General features: G+C 54.9%; 17 protein-coding genes. 13 read left to right on the top strand and 4 right to left on the bottom strand.

The genetic code is table 11. The features are described 5' to 3' along the window. Window positions 1-6: 6 nt before the first annotated feature. From FCN45_RS20225 to FCN45_RS20235, 3 genes are read left to right on the top strand one after another with little or no spacing between them, the layout of a single operon-like run. Window positions 7-1,650 (top strand): GMC family oxidoreductase, encoded by a 1,644-nt coding sequence (locus FCN45_RS20225; protein ID WP_137387016.1) that lies wholly within the window; start codon window positions 7-9, stop codon window positions 1,648-1,650. Next, the gene (locus FCN45_RS20230; protein ID WP_137387017.1) at window positions 1,643-2,722 is read left to right on the top strand and encodes a Xaa-Pro peptidase family protein; all 1,080 of its coding nucleotides are present in this window, start codon (window positions 1,643-1,645) and stop codon (window positions 2,720-2,722) included. Before FCN45_RS20225 ends, FCN45_RS20230 begins: the two co-directional genes overlap by 8 nt. Before the next feature lie 10 nt (window positions 2,723-2,732). Further along, entirely contained in the window at window positions 2,733-3,512 is a 780-nt protein-coding gene (locus tag FCN45_RS20235) for an SDR family oxidoreductase (protein WP_137387018.1), read from the top strand. Between the two features lie 61 nt (window positions 3,513-3,573). Here FCN45_RS20235 and FCN45_RS20240 read toward each other — a convergent pair. Together FCN45_RS20240 and FCN45_RS20245 are read right to left on the bottom strand one after the other, a co-directional pair. Beyond that, a protein-coding gene (locus FCN45_RS20240) for an IS3 family transposase (protein ID WP_137385294.1) occupies window positions 3,574-4,937 on the bottom strand; the annotation gives its coding sequence in 2 pieces (ribosomal slippage) (window positions 3,574-4,442 and window positions 4,442-4,937; 1,365 coding nt in all). Between the two features lie 73 nt (window positions 4,938-5,010). After that, the gene (locus FCN45_RS20245; protein WP_137387019.1) at window positions 5,011-5,370 is read right to left on the bottom strand and encodes an NUDIX hydrolase; all 360 of its coding nucleotides are present in this window, start codon (window positions 5,368-5,370) and stop codon (window positions 5,011-5,013) included. A gap of 129 nt (window positions 5,371-5,499) precedes the next feature. Between FCN45_RS20245 and FCN45_RS20250 the strand changes: the two genes are divergently transcribed. The 6 genes from FCN45_RS20250 to glgX all read left to right on the top strand — a co-directional run bounded on the left by FCN45_RS20250 (window position 5,500) and on the right by glgX (window position 15,810). Continuing rightward, the gene (locus tag FCN45_RS20250; protein WP_137387430.1) at window positions 5,500-6,249 is read left to right on the top strand and encodes a DeoR/GlpR family DNA-binding transcription regulator; all 750 of its coding nucleotides are present in this window, start codon (window positions 5,500-5,502) and stop codon (window positions 6,247-6,249) included. Between the two features lie 60 nt (window positions 6,250-6,309). Then, complete coding sequence (locus FCN45_RS20255) at window positions 6,310-7,200, top strand: oxidoreductase (RefSeq protein ID WP_137387020.1); 891 nt, start codon at window positions 6,310-6,312, stop codon at window positions 7,198-7,200. Window positions 7,201-7,400: 200 nt separating this feature from the next. After that, window positions 7,401-8,840, top strand: a complete 1,440-nt coding sequence (gene proP / locus FCN45_RS20260; RefSeq protein ID WP_101761326.1) for a glycine betaine/L-proline transporter ProP — start codon at window positions 7,401-7,403, stop codon at window positions 8,838-8,840. A 594-nt stretch (window positions 8,841-9,434) separates the two neighbouring features. Beyond that, window positions 9,435-11,219 (top strand): malto-oligosyltrehalose trehalohydrolase, encoded by a 1,785-nt coding sequence (gene treZ, locus FCN45_RS20265; protein WP_137387021.1) that lies wholly within the window; start codon window positions 9,435-9,437, stop codon window positions 11,217-11,219. Further along, window positions 11,216-13,702: a malto-oligosyltrehalose synthase gene (gene treY / locus FCN45_RS20270; protein ID WP_137387022.1), complete on the top strand. Its 2,487-nt coding sequence runs from the start codon at window positions 11,216-11,218 to the stop codon at window positions 13,700-13,702. Before treZ ends, treY begins: the two co-directional genes overlap by 4 nt. 35 nt (window positions 13,703-13,737) lie before the next feature. Then, window positions 13,738-15,810 (top strand): glycogen debranching protein GlgX, encoded by a 2,073-nt coding sequence (glgX, locus tag FCN45_RS20275; protein WP_137387023.1) that lies wholly within the window; start codon window positions 13,738-13,740, stop codon window positions 15,808-15,810. A gap of 85 nt (window positions 15,811-15,895) precedes the next feature. Here the strand turns inward: glgX and FCN45_RS20280 are convergent, their stop codons facing one another. Further along, window positions 15,896-19,213 carry an autotransporter outer membrane beta-barrel domain-containing protein gene (locus FCN45_RS20280; RefSeq protein ID WP_137387024.1) on the bottom strand — a complete coding sequence of 1,106 codons (3,318 nt, stop codon included), beginning with the start codon at window positions 19,211-19,213 and terminating at the stop codon, window positions 15,896-15,898. Window positions 19,214-19,502: 289 nt separating this feature from the next. Between FCN45_RS20280 and FCN45_RS20285 the strand changes: the two genes are divergently transcribed. The 4 genes from FCN45_RS20285 to FCN45_RS20300 all read left to right on the top strand — a co-directional run bounded on the left by FCN45_RS20285 (window position 19,503) and on the right by FCN45_RS20300 (window position 22,631). After that, window positions 19,503-21,146, top strand: coding sequence for a methyl-accepting chemotaxis protein (locus tag FCN45_RS20285; RefSeq protein ID WP_137387025.1), 1,644 nt, complete (start codon window positions 19,503-19,505; stop codon window positions 21,144-21,146). 215 nt (window positions 21,147-21,361) lie between these two features. Further along, window positions 21,362-21,811 (top strand): STM2901 family protein, encoded by a 450-nt coding sequence (locus tag FCN45_RS20290; protein ID WP_101761320.1) that lies wholly within the window; start codon window positions 21,362-21,364, stop codon window positions 21,809-21,811. Beyond that, a complete protein-coding gene (locus FCN45_RS20295) occupies window positions 21,805-22,131 on the top strand; it encodes a DUF1493 family protein (RefSeq protein WP_101761319.1) in 327 nt (108 codons plus the stop codon). Before FCN45_RS20290 ends, FCN45_RS20295 begins: the two co-directional genes overlap by 7 nt. A gap of 14 nt (window positions 22,132-22,145) precedes the next feature. Continuing rightward, window positions 22,146-22,631, top strand: a complete 486-nt coding sequence (locus FCN45_RS20300; RefSeq protein ID WP_101761318.1) for a type VI secretion system tube protein TssD — start codon at window positions 22,146-22,148, stop codon at window positions 22,629-22,631. 53 nt (window positions 22,632-22,684) lie between these two features. On the opposite strand, the gene FCN45_RS20305 is transcribed toward FCN45_RS20300, so the two are convergent. Further along, a complete protein-coding gene (locus FCN45_RS20305; RefSeq protein ID WP_101761317.1) occupies window positions 22,685-23,167 on the bottom strand; it encodes a cold-shock protein in 483 nt (160 codons plus the stop codon). Window positions 23,168-23,296 lie beyond the last annotated feature (129 nt).

Here is a 23,296-nt window from a genome sequence, read left to right on the forward strand (position 1 = left end):
AGAACCATGAAAGAGTTTGATTACATTGTGGTGGGCGGCGGCAGCGCCGGTTGTATTGTCGCCGCCAGGTTAGTCACGGAAGGCAACGCGCGCGTGCTGCTGCTGGAAGCCGGGCGCGATGAGTATCACCCGGTGCTAAAGATGCCCGCAGGTTACATGAAGTTTCTCGCCAGCGACAAATTCCTCACCATGCACCAGACCGAGCCGCAGCCACAGCTCAACGGACGCGGCGTGATTGTGCCGCAGGCGAAAGTGTTAGGCGGCGGTTCGACGGTCAATGCGATGGTGTATATGCGCGGCCATCGCCAGGACTACGCCGACTGGAACAGCGCGCTCGGCAATCAGGGCATCGACTGGTCGTGGGATGCGCTGCTGCCGCACTTTACCGCCATCGAAGATAACGATCATCTCGGCGCGCCCCATCACGGCATCGGCGGGCCAATGAAAGTGTCGCATCTCGGCCACTTCAGCCCACTGAGCCGCGCTTATGTGAAAACTCTGCAGGGATTGGGCATTCCTTACACGCCGGATTTCAATACCGGCAATCCGTTTGGCGTAGGCTTTATGCAGCACACCATTAACGGTCAGACGCGCCAGCGCTGCAGCGTGGTGGATGCCTTTATTACGCCGCTGCGCCATGACGCGCGCTTGACCCTCGTCACCGGCGCGCAGGTAGAGGAGATTTTGTTCGAGGGCGCAAATGCCAGCGGCGTACGCTACACACAGGATGGCCATCCGCAACATGCCTGCGCGCGTAAAGAGGTGATTCTGGCTGCCGGTGCCTATCAAACGCCGAAGCTGCTGATGCTCTCCGGCATCGGTCCAAAAGCCCAGCTAAAACAGCATGGCATCACGCTGCGTCGGCATTTGCCGGGTGTCGGCAAGAATTTGCAGGATCACTATGAAGTGCCGGTGGTGGCCAGCACCAACGGTGCCTTTGGCTATTACGGCCAGGATCGTGGCTGGCCGATGGTCAAAGCTGGCTTGCAATATATGTTGTTCAAAACCGGTCCGGTCACCACCACCGGCGTGGAAACCTGCGCCTTCTTTGACCCGCTCGATTTCGGCGCCACGCCAACGATTCAGATGTTTTGCGTGCCCACGGTGTATCTCGACCGCGACGTGATGGGCGCCGATCCCGGCCATGGCGTTACCGTCAATTCGCTACTGCTGCGCCCCAAAGCGACCGGCGAGGTCACGCTGCGCGATAGCAGCGCCAGCAGCTTGCCGATTATCGATACACAAATCTTTGGTCATCCCGACGATTTGGCGCGCACCATCGCCGGTTTCCGTTTTGCGCGTAAGGTCATCACCGCGACGCCCATCGGCGCGATGGTGCAGCAAGAGATTTTCCCCGGTGCAGAGATGACTTCAGATGAAACGATTGCCGAACACTGCAAACGCATGGTGAAAACCGGCTATCACCCGGTCGGCACTTGCCGCATGGGCCACGATAACGATCCGCTGGCGGTGTTACACGACGACCTGCGCGTGCGCGGCGTTAACCGCCTGCGCGTGGTCGATGCCTCAATGATGCCCAACATTATCAGCGGCAACACCAATGCCATTGTGATGGCGGTGGCCCATCGTGCTGCTGAATTGCTATTGCAAACGCAGCAGAGCGAGAACAAGGAGCACGCTTATGAGTGAAAAATTATCCCGCCTGCAGCGTGCACTCGCCTTCTGGCAGCTCGATGGTGTGCTGCTTACCCGGCGCGATAACATCGCCTGGCTGACCGACGGTGCCAGTTTTTACGTGGTGGAACGCGCCGAAGTCGGCGTGGCCAGCTTGCTCATCACGCAGGACAAGGTTCTACTGCTCGCGCCTGAAAATGAGATGCCGCGTATCCTCGCCGAAGAATCGCTGCCGTTTGCTTGTGAACCGCTGAGTTACCCGTGGTTTCAATCGTTAAATACCCTGTTGCCTGAGGGCAAATTCGGCAGCGATACGCCGCAAAACGGCATGTCTGATATTCAACAAGCGATGGTCGCACTGCGACAGGGCCTGAACAGCAACGAGCAGCAGCGATTTAAAGCGTTGGGGCGCGAAGCCGCGCAGATTGTCGAAGGCGTGGCGCGTCAGTTACAAGCAGGCGTGACGGAATGGCAAGTGGAGGCCGAGATTGTCGCTGCCTGTCTGGCACGCGGTATTCGTCCGATGTGCACCTTAGTGGCGGCCGATGAGCGTATTAGCGCGTTCAAACATCCGGTGCCCACGCAGAAAAAGCTGCAGCAACACATGCTGATCACGCTCGGCGCCGAGCGCCACGGGCTGCACGTGAGCCTGACGCGGTTAGTGCATATCGGCGAACCTGGTCCCGCGTTACGCCAGCACCTCAACACCTTGTGCCAGATCCACGCCGATATTCTCTGTGCAACGCAGCCGGGCCAAAGCTGGTCAACGCTATTTCAGGCAATTAAAGATGCCTATCAGCGGCACGGACATGGCGATGCGTGGCGCGATCATCATCAGGGCGGCCCGGCGGGTTATGGTTGCCGCGACGTGATCCTAACGCCAGATACGCGCGGCGATATTCATTCTGATATTGCCGTGGCGTGGAATCCCACGCTCAGCGGCGTAAAAAGCGAAGATACCTTTTTACTTACCGCTGAGGGCTGCGAAGGCTTAACGCGCAGTGGCGAATGGCCAATGATTACTGTGCAGCGCGGCGAGCGCACGTTGTACTTCCCAGACTGGCTGGCATTACCGGCATCTTCATAAGGAGGCGATTATGTCATCACGATTAGCTAATAAAACCGCGATTATCACCGGTGCTGGCAGCGGCATAGGCAGCGCAATCGCTACACTGTTTGCGCAACAAGGGGCTCGCGTGGCGCTGTTCGATCTTGACGGTGAAACCACCGAAGCGCTGGCGGCAGAGTTGCAGCAGCAAAGTGGCCAACACTGTATTGCCTGTAGCGCAGATGTCACGCAACCCGAGGAGGTGCAGCGGGCGGTGAGCGAAGCGCAGCAAGCGCTGGGCCCGATTGATATTCTGATCAACTGCGCGGGCGTGAATGTGTTTCGCGATCCGCTGGCACTGGAAGATGACGACTGGCAGCGCTGTGTGGAGGTCAATCTGAAAGGACCCTACAACCTGATCCGCAGCGTGCTGCCGGGCATGCTGGCGCGCCAGTACGGCAATATCGTTAACGTCGCGTCGGTACACGGGCACAAAATCATTCCCGGCGCGTTTCCCTATCCGGTTGCCAAGCACGGTTTGATTGGCCTGACGCGTTCGCTGGGCGTGGAGTACGCCAGTCAGGGCATTCGCATTAATAGCATTTCTCCGGGTTTGATCATGACGCCCGCCGCTGAAGCCTGGCTGGCAAGCTGTCCCGATCCGCAAGCCGAGCGTGAACGGCAGGCCGCTTTGCTACCGTGCAAACGTATTGGTGAACCGCAGGAAGTGGCATATACCGCGCTGTTTCTCGCCTCGGACGAAGCGCGCTTCATCAATGCCACCGATATCCTGGTTGATGGCGGACGCAGCCAGATCTATCACGAGTAATAAATGATATTTTTATCGGGTCGCCATTCATGAACTGAACCCCATAACCTGGACCGTTTAGTTAAAGCGCTGCGTAATGCTGAGTCCTGTACGCTACCGGACTCAGCCCACCCAACCCCATTTTTATCCGCTTAGTATTCCAGAAGTGGATATAGTCTCCGATATCCTTCTCCAGCTCCTCTACATCACGGTATTTCTTCAGGTAAAACATTTCCGACTTCAGATGACCGAAGAAGTTTTCCATCACCGCGTTGTCCAGGCAGTTTCCTCTGCGCGACATGCTCTGTGTTATCCCGTTTTCCGCCAGGCGCTGCCTATACTCCGGCATCTGATACTGCCAGCCCTGATCGCTGTGAAGAAGCGGACGCTGCTCGCCCGTCAGATGCCGTAAGGCACTGCTCAGCATATTGTTTATCATCGGCATCAGCGGCTTACGCGCCGTTTCCCAGCCCACGATTTCGCCGTTATACAGGTCCAGAACCGGGGACAGGTAGCATTTTTCACCCGCAACGCTGAACTCCGTTACGTCCGTTACCCACTTCTCGTTCGGTGCCTGTGCCCGGAAGTTGCGCTGCAGCACGTTGCCGGCTGTTCGCCCTTCGGGCCCCCGACAGGACCGGTATCTCTTCTTTCTTACCGGCGACTGCAGGCCCAGCGCCGACATCAGCTTCAGCACGGTTTTCCCGCTCAGCCCCCAGCCGTGCTGCCTGAGCAGGCAGCCCATGCGCCGGTAGCCGTAAAGACTGCGATGCTCCTCCGACAGCCTGACGATGAGCGCCTTCACCTCTGCGTACTTATCCGCCGCCTGCTGGCGGGCAAGCTGATAAAAAAATGTGCTTTTCGGCAGCCGCGATACGCTCAGCAGCACCGGCAGGCGATGCCGCGTGCGCAACCGCGTCACTGCAGCGGCTTTTTCTCCCGCTCCCGGCGCTTTTTTTCCAGGATAATCTCCTGCATAACCTTCAGATAGTCGTTTTCGGCGCGAAGGTATTCGAGCTCCTTAAGCAGCTCTTTCTCCGTCATTGATCCGGCAGGTTTTGGTGATTTTGCTTTGTCTGACATTCGTATACTCCGCGTGCTGTTTTCGGGCGGGAAAGCGTAGTGGCCTTTAAGGCTGTACTGACGGGCCCAGGATTCAACCGTTTTGTATGAGGTGAGATTAAAACGCGCCGCAACCGCGGCGTATGACTCACCGGGATGAGCCAGAACGTAATGCGCCACCTGAACTCTGAAGTCGGAAGAATAACGCCGGTGCCCGCGGGGAAGCAAAGCCTGCTCACCGTGATGCTGATAGCGTGCAACCCAGCGGCGCAGGTTAGTAGGGGCAATGCTGAAGTGCTTAGCCGTTCCATCAATACCGGCATGGCCGCTAAGAAAATAGTGAATGGCCGAGAGTTTGAATTCGACGGGATATTTTGTCGCCATAGACCTGCACCTTCAATGTCAGATTATGGTCCAACATTTGGGGTGCAGTTCATTCATGGCGACCACGCTTAATCTAACTCTCAATCACCGGAATCTCATCCAGTTGGGTAAAGATCGCCATTCCCCGCTCCTTGCCAATCCGCACATCGTTATCAGCCCCCTGCGACGCGCCCGGAATGCGTAAAATAGCATCGCAACAGTGAATCAAACGATGCGCCACCGGATAGAGAAAAGATTCACTGATTTCATCGCCAATTGTCTGCGAACCGGCGGCGCTCGCCAGCGGCAACGCCAGCCACTCACCAATCACCGGCGTATGTCCGCGCTGGTAGACCTGCAGGGCAACCTGGCCTAATTTCTTAATGTTTTCATGAATTAACACTTGATTGCCGTTGGTGCCGCTGCGTACGGGCCCTGCTATAAGAATCAACATTGCGTTTCTCCAAAAATTCGATGGTGTGGGCAAGCGTTTTTTTGCACGATTTGCCCGGCGATAGGTGACAAAATCTACGCTAACATGCATAATCGTGCAGATACAAGCAAAAACATGAATGAGAAAATAATGCTTTCCAGCCAACGTAAACAGCAAATTCTCGCCATTCTGAGCGAAGAAAAACAGGTGATGTCGAGCGAGCTTAGCCAGCGCTTTGCGGTGTCGGAAGACTCAATCCGCCGCGATCTGCGTGAGTTAGCCGCCGAAGGATTACTGCAACGTGTACACGGCGGTGCGCTGCCGGTTTCTGCCGCTATCGCACCGTTTGAAATACGCAAAAGCGTGCAGATTAGCTCTAAACGCCTTATCGCGCAGAAAGCGGTCCAGCTGATCCAGCCCGGCCAGGTAGTGATTATCGATGGCGGCACTACCACCGCCGAGATGGTGAAATTGCTGCCGCCGGACCTGGCATTTACCGTGGTGACGCACAGCCCAAGCATTGCCGTGGCGCTGGTGGATTATCCGCAGGTTGACGTGATCATGATTGGCGGCCTGCTCTATCGCCATTCGGTGGTGGCGGTGGGTGCGGCGGTGCTGGAAGGCATTGCGCGGATTAATGCCGATCTGTTCTTCATGGGCGTGACCGGCGTGCACAAAACGGCGGGATTAACCACAGGCAACTACGAAGAGGCCGGGGTGAAACGTGCGCTTTCCGCACGCGCGGCGGAAACGGTGGTGATGGTGTCGAATGAGAAGCTGAATTCCGCTTCGGCGTTTGCCATCGGTGAATTATCACTGGCCAGCACCTTGATCGTTGATGCTCAACCCGATGACGAAATGTGCCAACTGCTGCGGAAAAAGCACATAACTGTGCTGTAAACGGCTATTCTTCGCTGCTGAAGAAACGTTCTGCCACTAGATAATCAGGAGCTTAATAAGATGTCTGAGAATCCCACCATCGCCCTTATTGGACCGGGCGCGATTGGCACTACCATCGCGGCAGCGCTGCATGAAGCTGGACGCACGCCCACGATTTGCGGGCGTACCGCACATCCGCAGCTGGAGTTGCGTCACGACAGCGGCAAAATTATTGTTCCCGGCCCGGTGCTCACCAATCCCGCCGAGATCGCGCAACCGTTCGATCTGGTGTTTGTGGCGGTGAAAACCACCCAGGTTGAAGATACCGCGCCATGGCTGGCGGCGCTGTGTGATGAAAATACCGTGGTGTGCGCGCTGCAGAATGGCGTGGAGCAGAAAAGCCAACTCGCGCCCTATGTCAATGGCGCGACCGTGCTGCCATCGGTGGTGTGGTTCCCGGCCCAGCGCGAACCGGACGCCTCGGTGTGGCTGCGCGAAAAGCCGCGCCTGACGCTGCCGGAAACGCCGCACTCTGACATGGTGGTTGCGGCACTGCGCGACACGCGCTGCGCGGTCGATCTCTCCGCCGATTTCCTGACCATCGCCTGGCGCAAACTGCTGCAAAACGCGGTTGCCGGTTTGATGGTGCTGTCCAATCGTCGTGCGGGTATGTTCCAGCGCGACGACATCAGCGCGCTGGCGCTGGCCTATTTGCAGGAGTGCCTGACGGTAGCGCGCGCGGAAGGTGCCGCGTTAAACGATGAGGTGCCGCAGGAGATTGTAGAACGCTTCCACCGCGCACCGACTGATTTAGGCACCTCGATCCTTGCCGACCGCCAGGCCGATCGTCCGCTGGAGTGGGACATCCGCAACGGCGTCGTGCAGCGTTATGGCCGGGCGCGCGGCATTCCTACGCCAATCAGCGATGTGATTGTGCCGCTGCTGGCGGCCGGTAGTGAGGGGCCGGGCTGATCATCTACATTCACGGTCGCCATCCATGGCGACCTCCCTCAAACGTCCTAACTACCCGTGTTTTATCCTGCCAACTTGCGAGATGTTAAAATCTTTACTAGGGTTTGCGCTTCTTCTGCCTCTTATAGCTTTCTTTTCCATTTATGAAATTATGGCTGCGAAAGCTATAAGATCGCGCCATTTTCTCAACTGGGGAATTTATGAGCACAGGAACGGATACAACACACTCAGCCACAGCCAGTGGCTTAACCGTTGATGACATCACCGTTATCGACAACAAATTGCTGAAACGCGCGGTTGGTGCCGCCGCATTGGGTAATGCGATGGAGTGGTTTGACTTCGGCGTTTACAGCTATCTCGCCGTGATCATTGGCCAGGTCTTCTTCGCCGATGCCAGCGCTGCCGCGCAGTTGATCGCTTCGTTCGGAACCTTCGCCGCGGCGTTTTTAGTGCGTCCGATTGGCGGCATGGTGTTTGGTCCACTCGGCGACCGCATTGGACGTCAGAAGGTGCTGGCGTTGACCATGATCATGATGTCGATCGGTACGTTCTGTATCGGTCTGATCCCAAGCTATGCCAGCATTGGTATCGCTGCGCCGATTCTGCTGCTGCTGGCGCGCTTGCTGCAAGGGTTCTCCACCGGCGGTGAATATGGCGGTGCCGCGACCTTTATCGCGGAATACTCCACCGACAAACGCCGCGGCTTTATGGGTAGCTTCCTTGAGTTCGGTACGCTGGGTGGCTATCTGCTGGGCGCCAGCCTGGTGACAGCAATGATCGCTTTCTTACCGCATCAAACCATGATGGATTGGGGCTGGCGTGTGCCGTTCTTCCTCGCCGCGCCGTTGGGTCTGTTCGGTTTGTATATCCGCTTAAAGCTGGAAGAGACGCCCGCGTTTAAAGATCACATGGATAAGCGCGAAGAGATGGAGCACAACAAGCCGCGCCTGAGCGTGTGGCAGATGCTGCGCGATCAGCGTAAACCGCTGCTGAAATGTATTGGTCTGGTACTGTTGTTCAACGTCTCCAATTATATGCTGACCGCCTATATGCCGAGCTATTTAACCGGCGTGCTGGGAATGAGTGAATTATCCGGCCTGATGTTGGTGATGGTGATTATGTTTATCATGATGCCGCTGACGTTAATGTGGGGATATCTCACCGACCGCATTGGTCGCCGTCCGGTGATTGGTTTAGGCGCGTTGGGCTTAATCGTGCTGGCAATTCCGAGCTATATGTTGATTGGTTCCGGCAATATGCTTTTGGTGTTTGCCGGACTGGCGATTCTGGGCTTATTGCATACTTGTTTCAGCGGCACCATGCCGGCAACGTTACCGGCGCTATTTGTCACCGATATTCGTTATAGCGCGCTGGCAATTGGTTTTAACTTATCGGTTTCGCTATTTGGTGGCACCACGCCGCTGATTACCGCATGGCTGGTGGATACCACGCACAATAATCTGATGCCGGCGTATTACATGATCGGTGCCGGTATTATTGGTTTACTGACGGTTTTAACCTTGAGTGAAACGGCCCGCAAACCGCTGAAAGGTTCATCGCCTGCGGTGGCAACAGAAGCGGAAGCGCATCGTTTGATCGATAAATTGCGTAAACGTAAGGTCAAGCATAAACCGGCTTAGGTTCGAGTCGGCATTAACAAGGGCCGCAGTCCTGCGGGATTTAAAGCGATTTTGAGTTAAAAATACGCACGACTGCTGCAGCGCGGATGTTGAGGCGACATCACAATCCGCTGAGCGAATGAGGGATTCCAGGGCGAGCCGCATGGATGCGGCGAGAGGTGGCGCTGAGCAGGAGCGAATCGCCACCGGTCCGTCAGGAATCGTGAATGAGTGAAGGCACCGCGAAGCGGCGGGTTGGGCTGGCGCAAGGCCCGGGAGTGCAGAGGGCGCGACCAGGCGTCCTCTGCTCGGTCGCCGCACGAAGATACTGCAACTGCCTCAGCATAGGGCGAACGAAAGTCGCTCGGCGCTTAACTGAGCAGCAGTACGCCATTCCTGGCGACCTCATCTAACCGAAGCGTAAAAATCCCCCGCTAATTCGATAATTTCTTAAACCCACCTGAAATCCTCTCGCGCGCGCCAGAAAACGCCAAAATATCGACTATGATTTGTTGTCCGACCTAACTTTCATCCCAAATTATTTATCGTTTTCAGCCAGTAGCGAATCGCTTGATGTCGTCCATTGCCCCTGCGTGGGCTAAACGAGGCAATTGAATGGAATTCAGATCATTTGAAAAATCCTGGGGCGCTGAAATTCTTGCTGATGACAGCGTCCGTTTTCGTGTTTGGGCACCAGGGCAGCAGCACATCACCTTAAGACTTGCCGATAACGACACCGCCATGCTCGACGCAGGCGACGGTTGGTTTGAGCTGCAAGTCAGCGGCGTGGCGCCCGGTGCAGAGTATAACTTTGTGCTGGACGATGGCACGGTGGTGCCGGATCCCGCCGCGCGTGCGCAAAAGGCTGATGTTAACGGCCCTTCACTGGTGGTCGATCCGCAAAGCTATCGCTGGCAGCACACCGAATGGCAAGGTCGTCCGTGGCATGAAACGGTGGTGTATGAAATGCACATCGGTACCTTCACGCCCGAAGGCACTTTCCAGGCTGCGATAGCTAAATTGCCGTGGCTGGCCGAATTAGGCATCACGCAGCTGGAAGTGCTGCCGGTGTCGCAGTTTGGTGGCAATCGCGGTTGGGGCTACGACGGCGTGCTGCTCTACGCTCCACATGCGGCTTACGGATCGCCGGATGATTTCAAAGCCTTTATCGATGCCGCGCACGCGCACGGTTTGTCGGTGGTGCTGGATATCGTGCTCAACCACTTTGGTCCGGAAGGCAACTACCTGCCGCTGCTGGCACCAGCGTTTTTCCACCAGGAACGCATGACGCCATGGGGCGCGGGCATTGCATATGATGTCGATGCTGTGCGGCGCTATATTGTCGAAGCACCGCTCTACTGGCTGCAGGAATTTAATCTTGATGGCCTGCGTTTTGATGCCATTGACCAGATTGAAGACAGCTCCAGTAAGCATGCGCTGATTGAGATTGCCGAACGCATCCGTCAGGAAATTCCCGAGCGCCCTATTCATCTCACTACCGAAGATTGCCGCAACGTTATCTTCCTGCATCCGCGTGACAAACAGGGCAACGCGCCGCTGTTTACCGGTGAGTGGAACGATGATTTCCACAACGCGGTGCACGTGTTTGCAACCGGTGAAACTCACGCCTATTACGAAGATTTCGCCGACGTGCCGGAGAAGCTGGTGGCGCGAGTGCTGACTGAAGGCTTTGCTTATCAGGGCGAACTTTCACCGCAGAGTGGGCAGCGGCGCGGCGTGCCAAGTGCCAGCCAGCCGCCGGTGGCGTTTGTTGATTTCATCCAGAACCATGATCAGGTGGGTAACCGCGCGCAGGGCGATCGTTTGATCAGCCTGGCGGGCAGCGATCGCACCAAAGTGCTGCTGGCGACGCTGCTGCTGTCGCCGCATATTCCGCTGCTATTTATGGGCGAAGAGTATGGCGAAACGAATCCCTTCCTGTTCTTCACCGATTTCCACGGCGATCTGGCCAAAGCGGTGCGTGAAGGACGCGCGAAGGAGTTCACCGGGCACGCCGGGCATGACGAAGAGGTGCCGGATCCCAACGCCGAGCAGACCTTTACCCGCTCAAAACTTGACTGGGATAAGTTACAAACGCCTGAAGGCCAGAGCTGGCTGGCGCTAACGCGCGAGCTGCTGGCGCTGCGTCAGCAATATATCGTGCCGCTGCTGGCGGATGCGGGCGGCAACAGCGGCAAAGTGCTCGCCACCGCTGAAGGCTTTGTGGCCGTTAGCTGGCATTTCCCACAGGGCGAACTGTCGCTGGCGCTGAATATCGGCAAGCAGACGCAACCTTTACCCGCCACGCCAGGTCGCACGATTTTCGCCTGGCCGCAAGAAACTGAAGCATTATCACAACACGCCATCGTGGTGCGTTTGGATCAGGGAGCAACAAAATGAGTATTCCAACCGCGACGTATCGCATTCAGTTTCGCAACGGCATGACGTTTGATCGCGCCGCGGCGCTGGTGCCCTATCTGCAACGCCTTGGCATCAGCCATCTTTACGCGTCGCCGATATTTAGCGCCACCGCCGAATCCACCCACGGTTACGATGTCATCGATGCCAATGAGATCGAACCGGCGATTGGCGGCCGCGACGGCTTTAATCGTCTGGTTGAGGCGTTGCAGGACGCGGAGATTGGCTTGATTCTCGACATCGTGCCGAACCATATGGCGGCCTCGCTGGAGAATGCCTGGTGGCGTGATGTGATCGAGTATGGCGAGAGCAGCCGCTATGCCAATCATTTTGATATCGACTGGACGCGCCGCCTGACGCTGCCGTTTCTCGGCGACAGCTTCGAGAACGTGCTGGAAAACGGTGAGCTGAGCATTAAAGCACATCCGCAAACTGGCCATCCCGCGCTGGCGTACTACGACAGCTTTTACCCGCTGACGCCCGCCAGCTGGCAGGATCGCGCCGACGAGGTGCTCGCGATGACTGAAGCCAAAGCGATTGCTGAACTGCATGAGCAGCAGCCGTGGCGTTTGATGAGCTGGCGCGATGCACGCAGCGAGCTCTCTTATCGCCGCTTCTTTGAGATCACCGGGCTGGTCGGCGTACGCGTTGAAGACGAGGCGGTGTTTGCCGATTCCCACCGGCTGATTCTTGAACTGGTGCGCTCCGGTGCGGTCAGCGGCCTGCGCGTCGATCACGTTGATGGCCTTGCCGATCCACAAGGCTATTTGCGCCAGCTGCGCCAGGCCACCGGCCCGGATTGCTATATCACGGTGGAAAAGATCCTCGCCGAAGGGGAAAAGATCCCTGACGATTGGCCGATTTCCGGCACCACCGGCTACGAATTTATTGCCGCGCTGTCGCACGCGCTGGTGGATGATTCGCAGATCGATACGCTGCATCTGGCCTATGAAGCCACCACCGGACAACGCAACGACGTTGAAGGCGGACTGCGCGTGGCGCGTGAATTGATGGTTGACCGCAATTTCGCCGGTGAGTTTGCGCGTCTGCTTAAGCTGGCGACGCAGATTGCCGGTTCCGAACATCGCAACCTGGGCGAAGCGGAACTGCACGTCGCACTGCGCGAAATCCTCATCGCCTTCCCGGTGTATCGCACCTACGGCCAGCAGGACGGCATGCCGCTCGAAGGCGAAGAGCTGCTGCAACAGGTGCTGGAAACGGTGAAAAACAGCGCGTCACCGACGGTGTTGAGTTTGCTGCAGGCGATGCTGCTGGGCGCGGTTTCTGAAGAGAGCGAAAAAGACGCGCACGAATTCCGCATGCGCTTCCAGCAGCTGACCGGACCGCTGATGGCGAAATCGGTGGAAGACACGCTGTTCTTCCGCAATCACGTCGCGTTAGCCATCAATGAAGTGGGCGCAGAACCGCTGCCGCACGCCTTCTCGCTGGCGCATTTCCACAGCGAGATGCAAACGCGGCTGCAACAGCAGCCCGATGGCATCTCATCCACCTCAACCCACGACACCAAGCGTGGTGAAGATGCGCGTGCGCGGCTGTATACGCTAAGCGAAGCCCCCGCGCTGTGGGCGGAACACGTAGCGCGCTGGCGGCAGATTAATCAGGCGCAGGTAGTGGAACTGGACGATGGCGCCGCGCCGGAACCGGCAGTGGAATGGATGCTGTATCAGGCGTTAGCCGGCGTGTGGCCGACCACCTTGCAGCCGCAGGATGCCAGCCAACTCGAAGAGCGCTTTATTCCTTTTGTCGAAAAAGCGTTACGCGAAGCCAAACTGCGTACCGACTGGGCAGAAAGCAACGAAGCCTACGAAAAAGCGGTGCTGGATTACGCGCGTCATCTGCTTTCACCGGCCAATCAGTTGTTCCTCAGCGATTTCAGCCACGCGCTGCAACCGTTTATTCAGGCCGGGCTAATCAACAGCCTGACGCAAACGGTAATTAAACTCACCGCGCCGGGCGTGCCGGATATCTATCAGGGTAGCGAAGCGCTGGATTTCAGTCTGGTCGATCCCGACAACCGCCGCACGCCGGACTTCGCGCTGCTGGAGCAGCAGCTGGAAGAGTCCGCTTCGCCCGACTTCAACGACGCGCAAAACTGGCTGAGCGGCAAACTGAAACAACAGGTGATTGCACGCCTTCTGCATCTGCGCCGCGATTATCCGCAGCTGTTCCGCGTGGGCGATTATCAGCCGCTAGACGTCAGCGGCGAGCATCAGGAGAAAGTCATCGCCTTTGCGCGTCAGGACAGTAATCACGCGCTGCTGGTGATTCTGCCGCGCCTGAGTTTTGACAACGCGCAGTGGACGCAAACCGAAGTGGTACTGCCCGAGTCACTCGCCCATCGTCACTATCGCAACTTATGGAGTGGCGAAACCGTGACGATTGGCGATTACATCGCGCTGGATGAGGCGGCCTCAAGTGCGCCGTTAGTGCTGCTGAGCAGCTGATGCATTACCCGATTAATCTGTGTGGAGAATAATGGATGACAAGTAAGCCTCTAGAAATTACAGCAGGTTCGGGACAAGTGCTTGGCGCTAACTATGATGGCCAGGGCGTGAACTTTGCGCTGTTTTCGGCCTGCGCTGAGCGAGTCGAGCTGTGTTTGTACGATGAGAGCGGCGAAAACGAAATCGCCCGCTTCGATTTACCGGAATACACCCATGAAGTGTGGCACGGCTACATTCCCGGCTTGCAGCCCGGCGCGCTCTATGGCTATCGCGTACACGGCCCGTACGAGCCGGAAAATGGCCATCGCTTTAACCCTAACAAACTGTTGCTCGACCCTTACGCACGCGAACTGGCGGGCGAATTGCAGTGGGACGAGTCGCACTTCGCGTATGACCTGCTGCATGAAGATAAGGATTTGAGTTTCGATACCCGCGACAGCGCACCGTTTACGCCCAAATGTGTGGTCATCGATCCCAATGAATTTGACTGGCAGGATGCTAATCGACCGAATATTCCGTGGTCGAAAACGGTCATTTATGAAGCCCACGTTAAAGGTTTTAGCCAGCTTAATCCGGCGGTGCCCGAAGAGATGCGCGGCACTTACGACGGTTTAAGCAATCAGGCTTCGATCGATTACATCAAAAGCCTGGGCGTAACCACCGTGGAGCTGCTGCCGGTGCACGGTTTCCCGGACGATCAGCATCTGCTGGATCGCGGTCTAAAAAACTTCTGGGGCTACAACACGCTGGCGTTCTTCGCCCCGGCCACGCGCTACTTTGGTCCGCGCGGGATTCAGGGCTTCCGCGATATGGTGCGCGCCTTCCACGATGCTGGCCTCGAAGTGATCCTCGACGTGGTTTACAACCACACCGCCGAAGGCAATGAACTCGGCCCCACGTTGTCGTTTAAAGGCATTGATAACTACTCTTATTACCGCACGCTGCCGGATCAGCATCGCTACTACATCAATGACACCGGCACCGGTAACACCGTGAATACGTCGCATCCGCGCGTGCTGCAGATGATTCTCGATTCGCTGCGTTATTGGGCCGAATCCATGCATGTTGATGGCTTCCGTTTCGATCTCGGCACCGTGCTGGGCCGTGAACCAGAAGGCTTTGACCAGCGTAGTGGCTTCTTCGATGCCATCATGCAGGATCCAGTGTTGTCCAAACTGAAATTGATCGGTGAGCCGTGGGATATTGGACCGGGCGGTTATCAGGTTGGCGGCTTCCCGCCGGGCTGGGCGGAGTGGAACGATAAGTATCGCGATACGGTGCGTGAGTACTGGAAAGGTGACATGGTCACTAATGACTTTGCCGCGCGCCTGCTCGGTTCCGGTGATCTCTACGACCAGCGCGGTCGCCGTCCCTGGTCCAGCATCAATTTCCTTACCGCGCATGATGGCTTCACGCTCAACGATTTGGTTTCGTACAACGAGAAACACAACGAAGCCAACGGTGAAGACAATAATGACGGCCATAACGAGAACCGTTCGTACAATTACGGTGCGGAAGGCCCAACGGACGATGAAGGCATCAACGCGGTACGTGAGCGGCAGAAACGCAACTTCCTCGCCACGCTGCTGTTCTCGCACGGCACGCCGATGTTGCTGGCGGGTGATGAGTTTGGTCGCAGTCAACTCGGCAACAATAACGGCTACTGCCAGGACAGCGAAATTTCCTGGCTGCATTGGGAAAACCTGCCGCCTTCTGCTGATGCGCTGCGCGACTTTACCCGGCATATTCTGGCGTTACGCGCTCAACAACCGCTGCTGCGGCGTGAAAGCTGGCGCGATGGTATGGAAATCAAATGGTTTAACGCCGGTGGCGGCTTCCAGCAGGATGATCAATGGGATGATGGCACCACGCTCGGGGTGTATCTCGGTCGCCCGGATTTAGAGCCGGAGGAAGGCATCTGGCATGACGTGTTGATGCTGTTTAATCCGTATGAAGGCAATGTGCCGTTCAGTATTCCACAGTTTGGTGAAGGCGGCTGGGTGCTGGAGCTTTCGACGTCTGACAGCGTTGAGAAAGGGTTAGTGATTACCAAAGAGAAGAATTTCGAGCTGGAAGGCCGCAGTATGGCGCTGTTCCGCAGGCCGTAATTATATAAATTTGCTCAATAAACTGCGCCGCTACAGAAGCATGCATGCATTCGTAGCGGCGCGATTTTTCACGCGATTTGTGTTATCAGAAATTAACCTTCACGCCCACCATTGCGCTGGTATCGCTGTAACCCTTATCCCCCATCTGCTGACCCATATTGCCCCACAGATTAACGGTTTTATTCAGCTTCGCATCGACACCCACTTTCACTTCACCGAGGTTACGCGCCCCGGCTTGCTGCACGCTGATGCCATTCATGCTGCTGCCAAAGGTTTCGGTGTTGTGCACCCAGTTGGCTTCGATAAACGGCTCGAAGGTGCGGTTTTTACCATCATCAATGGCATTGTGGCCTTTGATGTAAGCGCGAACACCCAGACGCGTTTGCAGGTTGTTGTCGCCTTCACCCACCACGCGCGTGCCGTTTTGCTCTTGATGATCCTTCGCTTTCACGCCCATCCAGGTCGCCTGCGCCTTCGGCTGCAGATAGACGCTGGAACGCTCGCTCATCTCCGCGACTTTGAAGCTGTAACCGGCTTCCACTGACGCGGTGATGCCTTTCGATTTGTAGCTCTCTTCCGCGATGCCATCACCTTTCACGCTGTTATCAAACCAGTTGTAGAGCATCCAGCTGTCAACATAAGCTCCGGTCTTGTCAGCGTTGTCCTGCAACCAGGTCGCGTAAACGCCCGTGCTGTAACCGTGCACCTGACCTTTTGCGGTGTAACCCGTCACGTTAGAGTGTGTGTTACTTTGCGCATTAGCGTAGCCGCCCATGACACCCAGATGGAAACGGTCCGCACCATTACTGCTCCACTGGGCGATATCGCCGCCTAACTGCATCACATAACGGTTACCGGTGGTTTTCAGCTGGCCGGAACTATCGCTGAAGCGCGTGTGTCCACCTGCGTTACGCAACCACAGGCTGGTGACGTGTTTCTTACCGTCTGCGCCAATGTAGTGGGTCTCACCCAGACGATCATCCAGCGAGGTGGTAAATAAGGTATTCGCCGCAGCGAGGTTAGCCGCATAGCTGCCCGCTTCCGGACGCGTAATCGGGAAGCCTTTAACCGGCTTGCCCACATCGCCCGCATTACCTGAACCACTGCCCGGCGTGCCGGTATCATCGCCTGGCGTGCCGGTATCATCGCCTGGCGTGCCGGAGCCGTTGTCAGGATCGCCAGGATTAACCGGATTGCTGCCTGGATTGCCCGGTGCCACGTTGTTGCTGTTGCTCTCCAGTACCCATTTATTGGCATCCTGCACCAGATGATAATCGTAAGCACCGGCCACAATACGGCCCTGCTGGGTGAACGTACCGTTTACGTTGCCATCGACGCGAATCAGCTCGATACCATCGATGGTTTGCGCGCCGGTGCCGCCGGCGTTCTGCACCACCACGTTGCTGTTACCGGTGTAATCACCGGTGATGTGCAGATGATCGGTCTCTGAGTGGTCATCCATCAGATGGGTTTTAAAGTCGATGGTACCGTTGGTGCTGTTCAGGCTGCTCAAGGTCACCTGGCTGAAGCCGGTGCCGGGCGCGGTCATATTCAGCGTGGCGTTATTCAGCGTCAGATTATCCACCGCAGAGCTCGACGTAACATTCCACTGGCTGCCATTCGCCAGGTTCAGATTTTCCAGTGAGCTGGTCGCACCGCTCCAGACGGAGTTGTTATCGAGGTTGATGATGTTGGTCGCGGTATTGGCGCGGTCGATGATGACATCGCCGTTAAATACTGAGCCGTTATCACCGGTCAATGTCACATTGCTCACCGTGCCGCTATTGCCAATGCCTGCGGATAACAGCGTCGCGCCGGTTAATGCGGTGCCGGAAGTGGTGACTTTGGTATCGGCAGTGCCGGAAACCACCATTGCACTACCTTCACTCGCAGTAACCGCGCTGTTGCTCAGCGACATGGTGTTGTTGCTGACCGCATCAGACTGGAACAGCATACCCGCACTGTTCGCGCCGGTGAGCGTGATCTGTGAATTGGTTAAATCGACGCGGTTGTCACCATCACGCATCCCCATCCAGATACCCGAAGACAAAGCTGCGCCATCCTGACCCGCGATATTCACGCTGACACGGTCGCCCCTCAGCGTTCCACCCTTAAGAACAGCCAACCCATCAGCATTACTAACGTGGTTGAATTCAACATTATCCAATTCAACCAGGGCGCCTTCGCTAACGCGAACGCCGAGTAAATTTCCACGTGTACTGTTGACCTGGACATTCTTCAAGCTGGCTAATCCACCAGTATAACGGGCTGCCACTGCGGCTCCTAAGCTCGTCAAATCGTTGGTCACCATCGTATCAGGCGCCTCAAGGCCATTATTATTAATAACGGTATTAAACGCTGTTACTGTGCCTGATGTTGCTGCAAGACCCAGAGCTGAGGTATTTATCGTCGCGTTACGAATGTTTACTTCACTGCCCGCATTTAGTGCCTGAACGGAAGTGGTGGGTCCGGAGGTAGTAATTGTGCCGTTATCATAATTCACTACCGCTCCGCTGCCGCTAGCACGTAATCCATAAGAGTTAATTTGGTCGGTAAAAATGGTTGTGTTGGTTAAATTGACCGTGCCACCGTTCTGCGCCATTACCGCTTCTGAAGAAGACCCAGTCGTGCTTATTTTGCTGTTAGTAATATCTATTTGACTTCCAGCTCCTGTCGCATAGGCACCTAATGCCAGATGTCCGGAAGTTGCGAGTGTGCTGCCATCGACGGTGATTTTCCCGCCTCTTGATGCGTAGGCAGAATGACCGCGTTCACCTGAAGTGCTGACAATGGTGTCGCTAAGATTAATATTGCCATTAGAACCTTGCGAAACCAGACCATAGGCCGATGATGTAATTGAGCTATTGCTGAGCGTGGCTGAGCCATCAACAACATGTACACCGAAGCTCGATGAGCCGCTGGTGTTGATATGGACGCCATCCGCATTAATGTTGCTGTTGTTTTGCGACATCATGCCCTGCGCAGAGGACCCCGAGGTCTTAATTTCAGTGTTCTTCAGCGTGATGGTTGCGCCCGTATTTGCCATCGCACCCACACCGGCGGTGCCGCTGGTGGTCAGCGAACCGTTGGTGAAGGTGATCGAACCCTTATTCGATGCGCTCAAGCCGCGCCCGCTTTCACTGTTGTTTGCGGTCGAGACGATATCCTGTCCGTCGTAGTTTAAGATTGCGCCGTTGGCGATAATCGCCGCGGCGAATACGTTGCTGACAGGTAATGTGACAGCGACAGCCATCGCCAGGCCAGAGAGCACCGCTGTTTTCCGCGCTGCGCTGCTCATCGCATTATTCGAAGATTGGGATTTAACTTTGCCTTTGGCCAGCTCAGAGGCCACCACATAACGCTGCGTTGCAGCATGCCAAATCACACGGAAAATTTTATTCATGGGATTTCACTCTCTCTAAGTTCAGAAACTTTCACGATTTCCGAAATGATAGAGAGCGGGTCTGTAAGGCAATATCGGAGGGAGCGCGGAGTTTTGTAGTCCTTTACTTATCCAATGCAATACAGCGCTGGTATCCGGCAAAAATGTTAAAAATTAGCGTGATAACCAGTTGAAGACTTAAACCCTGAATAAAAAAATTAACTAATTTCCTCAATCTGCCGATGGTTATTAATCTGCCCTCTTCCCTACGCGGCTTTTGCCGGGACGCTTTAAGATTAAGGATAATAAAATGAACATCTCTCAACGTCTGTTTGCCACCTTTTCCATACTGTTTGGCGCCATCATCCTGCAAGCGATACTCGCCATTTCCTTACTCTCTGGTTTTCAGGATCGCTTTGAATATGTACAGGCCAATGCGATTCCCTCGATCAAAGATCTGGGGAAACTGATTGATGGCAGTAACCAGTTGGCGTTAACGCTCTACAAACACAAAAGCCAGACCGACGACAGCAAAATGCCGGCTATTGAGGACGAGATCCAGAAACAGCTGGCGGATTTGAAGGCGCAGACCGATTACTACATGGCGCACGATATCTCCAGCGATGAAGATAAGCGCTTAACCGAAGTCGCTTATGCCAATATTCAGCACGTCACCGCCGCACTGGCGCCATTTATCAACGCCTCGCGTGCGCATCAAAATGATATCAGCCTCAATCTGATTGATGGACAAACCGGTATCGGAGCCGCCATTCGCCAGCTGATTAGCGATTATCAAAAACAGCTGCAGCTGAATATCGCCATTGGCGATGAACTGCGCGCCACCAACCGCAGCACGTTCCACTCGGTGTTATGGACGACCATCACCGGCGTTATCGCCACCGTGCTGATTTTTGGCGTGCTGTCGCTGTTCACCGTATTGCGCATTCGTCGCAGCTTGTCTGCTGCGGGCAAAGTGATGATGACTGCCAGCGAGAACCTCGATTTAACGCTGAAAGCAGATGAGAGCCGTCGTGATGAAGTGGGCAACATGGCGCACTCGTTTAACGTCCTGATGGATCGCGTATCAGGCGCGCTCTCTTCGGTGCGTCAGGCGTCACAATCAGTGAGCAGCGCATCGGTACAGATTTCCGCGGGCAATGAAGATCTCTCATCACGCACCGAGCAACAGGCGGCATCGCTGGAGCAAACCGCGGCCAGCATGACCGAGCTGAGTGAAACCGTGCGTCAAACCGCCGATAACACGCGCCAGGCCAGTCAGCTTGCCGCTAACGCCAGCGGATTGTCAGAGAAGAGCAGCACGTCACTGACTACCATGCTTTCAACCATGGATAACATTCGTGGTAGCTCGCGCAAAGTGACGGAAATCGTCTCGATCATTGAAGGCATCGCCTTCCAAACCAACATTCTGGCGCTGAACGCCGCCGTTGAAGCCGCACGTGCCGGTGAACACGGCAAAGGCTTCGCCGTAGTCGCCGGTGAAGTGCGCAACTTGTCGCAACGTTCAACCACCGCCGCGCGCGAAATCAAAACGCTGATCGAAGAGTCACATCGTCTGACCGAAGCCGGTGCTGCGCAGGCCAGCGACGTAGGGCGTAATATGAGCGTGATGAACGATGCCATTCATCAGGTAAGCCAACTGGTGGAAGAGATTGCCGCTGCCGCTGTCGAGCAGAGTCAGGGCATCGTGCAGGTGCAGCAAGCGGTGAATCAGATGGACGACGTTACGCAGCAGAACGCCGCGCTGGTGCAAGAAGCCTCTGCCGCTTCGCAATCGCTGCAGGAACAGGCCGGGAATTTGAATCAACTGGTGGGTAAATTCCATGTCGCGGCGGCTGGCGAAGTTCAGCAAAAGCAGGCTGTGGTGCGTACGGCTTCATTCGTTAAACCCTCGCGCGTTGCGGTGGTGAATGATGCGGATTGGCAGAGTTTTTAAGCTGATTTAGCCGGTGCGCATAAATGTGCACCCTACGAAAACGCTGGGTCGCCAATCATGGCGACCACGCTGCCTTTGCCAGGCAAACGCTGCCATAGTCTCCCTAAACTCTCCAATAGTTAACCCGCTATTAGTGGTTCCACTCCTCTCTTTTGAACAAAAAATAGCGTTCATCACGTTGTAATCTGGCCGCCTGTAATTCAGGGAGGATGATTATGGATACGGTTGAGCAGCTTAATGGGACGTACTTTTACAAAGGAGTCAGCAATGTTTCAGCTGGTGAATTATTTTTTTGGATACTTTTGGACAAAATTGATGAGCATGTAGGTGGCATCAATAACATTGTTGCGGTGAGCAGCATCATTCTTGGTCTTCCTATTCTGGGTACAAGAGGTAAGCCCGGCAATGCTACACCTGGTACTTCGATCGCCTCTAAATATTCGCGTCAAATTCTGAATGTGAAATTGCCCAGACCTTTGCCAACGTTCACTAATACCAGCATTAAGTTACTCAAGCCGATGTGGACAAACAATCTTGGGGCTTTTGTTGGCCGAACTGTGCCGGTTGTAGGATGGGTCTTACTGGCAAATGATCTTTCTCAAATAGTCTATAAGACTGTTTCAACCTACAACATGATCGTGAGAGAAGAAGATCGAGTATGGTAGACGAACATCAAATATTAGATTTTTTTCGTGGCGAGTTATCTCTCATGACTACATGGAGTTTAAAACCCATTCCAATCGAATTTGATACTCCATTACAAGGCTACGCCGGATGGGATGAGTTGCCCTATGCCATTCAGGATTTTGGTAAAAAATATCATGTCGATACAACAGTTATAAATTTTGATGCTTATTATCCCTGGAAAACAGAAACAGTTTTCCGAAAATACTTTTCTAAGGATCCAATTCAACAAGACGTTAAACCACTAACTGTACGTATGTTTGTGGAGTCGGCTAAAGCTGGACGCTGGTTGTATGACTAACTAAGGAGATTCACATGGCTATACCCGTTCATATGTTTATTAAAGATGATGGCGGCGCAGTAATCAGAGGCGGTTCAGACGTGATGCACCGTGAGGGCAGCATTGAATTACGGGGTGTACAGCATCTTCTCTCTATTCCCACCGACAACAATACCGGCAAGCTAACAGGCACACGGCAACATGCTCCATTTATGTTTGAGAAAGAAATTGATTCTGCGTCACCTTATTTATACAAGGCTGTGGCAACAGGTCAGACGTTAAAAGAAGCTGAAATCAAATGGTACCGCATCAGTGATGCTGGTCAGGAAGAAGAGTACTTCAACATATTAATGGAAGACGTAAAGGTCATATCGATATCGCCGATCATGCATGACACGCGTAATTGTCCAGGAACCGGGCATATGGAAAGCGTTGCGCTGCGTTATGCGAAGATTACGTGGAAATATGTTGATGGGAATATTCAATTTACCGACGCATGGAACGAAAGGCCAACGGCATAATCAATGCGGAAATCCTGCGTGAGGATTTCCGCTGAGAATTAATCAGAATATCTTCACACCTTAAGCATTTTCACCGTGGCATCAATATCAATTTCATCCGCCGTGAAAATCAAAGTCGTTCCCTGAAACGTGGTCACCGCAAGTTTCTTCAGTGAGCGCGTTTCATCCGGCTTAACGTCTGTTTTCGGTTTGATGCTATTCATCAGAATACCTACCGACAGCACGGTATTCTCTTTATCGATGCGCGTTTCAACCGGCACGTCTTCGCTGTAAACCACATAAGATTTGATCGAGGTGAGCTTCAGGCGCTCGCCGGCAATATAGATGTATTTGCTCTCAGGTGAGACCTTCACAGCATACGCTGACAAACCTTTGTTATTGGTGGTGGGTTCAAAGGTCACCGCCGCGTCTTTCTTGATCAGCTCAGGGTTAGCGACCTTAATCACATGGAAATAGCGGTTATCGCCATTTTCATCTTTGATAAATCCAAAACCTTTATCCTGAAACCAGGTTGTGATCGTTCCGTTCATCGCCATTGCCGCCTACCTAATCGTTATCTACTCATTTTTTTCAGCGCGCAGTGTAAAGCACATTGCCTGCGCAGACCACGTCTTTGCTTTAAGTCTGGACGATAAATTTCGCCTGAGCGAATAGACACATGCCCG

The organism is Pantoea sp. SO10 (genome assembly GCF_005281435.1).
Taxonomy (GTDB): domain Bacteria; phylum Pseudomonadota; class Gammaproteobacteria; order Enterobacterales; family Enterobacteriaceae; genus Pantoea; species Pantoea leporis.

Bases quoted from the DNA above. Each gene is read 5' to 3' on its own strand.
- FCN45_RS20225 (WP_137387016.1), top strand. From the start codon at position 7: ATGAAAGAGTTTGATTACATTGTGGTGGGCGGCGGCAGCGCCGGTTGT.
- FCN45_RS20230 (WP_137387017.1), top strand. From the start codon at position 1,643: ATGAGTGAAAAATTATCCCGCCTGCAGCGTGCACTCGCCTTCTGGCAG.
- FCN45_RS20235 (WP_137387018.1), top strand. From the start codon at position 2,733: ATGTCATCACGATTAGCTAATAAAACCGCGATTATCACCGGTGCTGGC.
- FCN45_RS20245 (WP_137387019.1), bottom strand. From the start codon at position 5,370: ATGTTGATTCTTATAGCAGGGCCCGTACGCAGCGGCACCAACGGCAAT.
- FCN45_RS20250 (WP_137387430.1), top strand. From the start codon at position 5,500: ATGCTTTCCAGCCAACGTAAACAGCAAATTCTCGCCATTCTGAGCGAA.
- FCN45_RS20255 (WP_137387020.1), top strand. From the start codon at position 6,310: ATGTCTGAGAATCCCACCATCGCCCTTATTGGACCGGGCGCGATTGGC.
- proP (WP_101761326.1), top strand. From the start codon at position 7,401: ATGAGCACAGGAACGGATACAACACACTCAGCCACAGCCAGTGGCTTA.
- treZ (WP_137387021.1), top strand. From the start codon at position 9,435: ATGGAATTCAGATCATTTGAAAAATCCTGGGGCGCTGAAATTCTTGCT.
- treY (WP_137387022.1), top strand. From the start codon at position 11,216: ATGAGTATTCCAACCGCGACGTATCGCATTCAGTTTCGCAACGGCATG.
- glgX (WP_137387023.1), top strand. From the start codon at position 13,738: ATGACAAGTAAGCCTCTAGAAATTACAGCAGGTTCGGGACAAGTGCTT.
- FCN45_RS20280 (WP_137387024.1), bottom strand. From the start codon at position 19,213: ATGAATAAAATTTTCCGTGTGATTTGGCATGCTGCAACGCAGCGTTAT.
- FCN45_RS20285 (WP_137387025.1), top strand. From the start codon at position 19,503: ATGAACATCTCTCAACGTCTGTTTGCCACCTTTTCCATACTGTTTGGC.
- FCN45_RS20290 (WP_101761320.1), top strand. From the start codon at position 21,362: ATGGATACGGTTGAGCAGCTTAATGGGACGTACTTTTACAAAGGAGTC.
- FCN45_RS20295 (WP_101761319.1), top strand. From the start codon at position 21,805: ATGGTAGACGAACATCAAATATTAGATTTTTTTCGTGGCGAGTTATCT.
- FCN45_RS20300 (WP_101761318.1), top strand. From the start codon at position 22,146: ATGGCTATACCCGTTCATATGTTTATTAAAGATGATGGCGGCGCAGTA.
- FCN45_RS20305 (WP_101761317.1), bottom strand. From the start codon at position 23,167: ATGGCGATGAACGGAACGATCACAACCTGGTTTCAGGATAAAGGTTTT.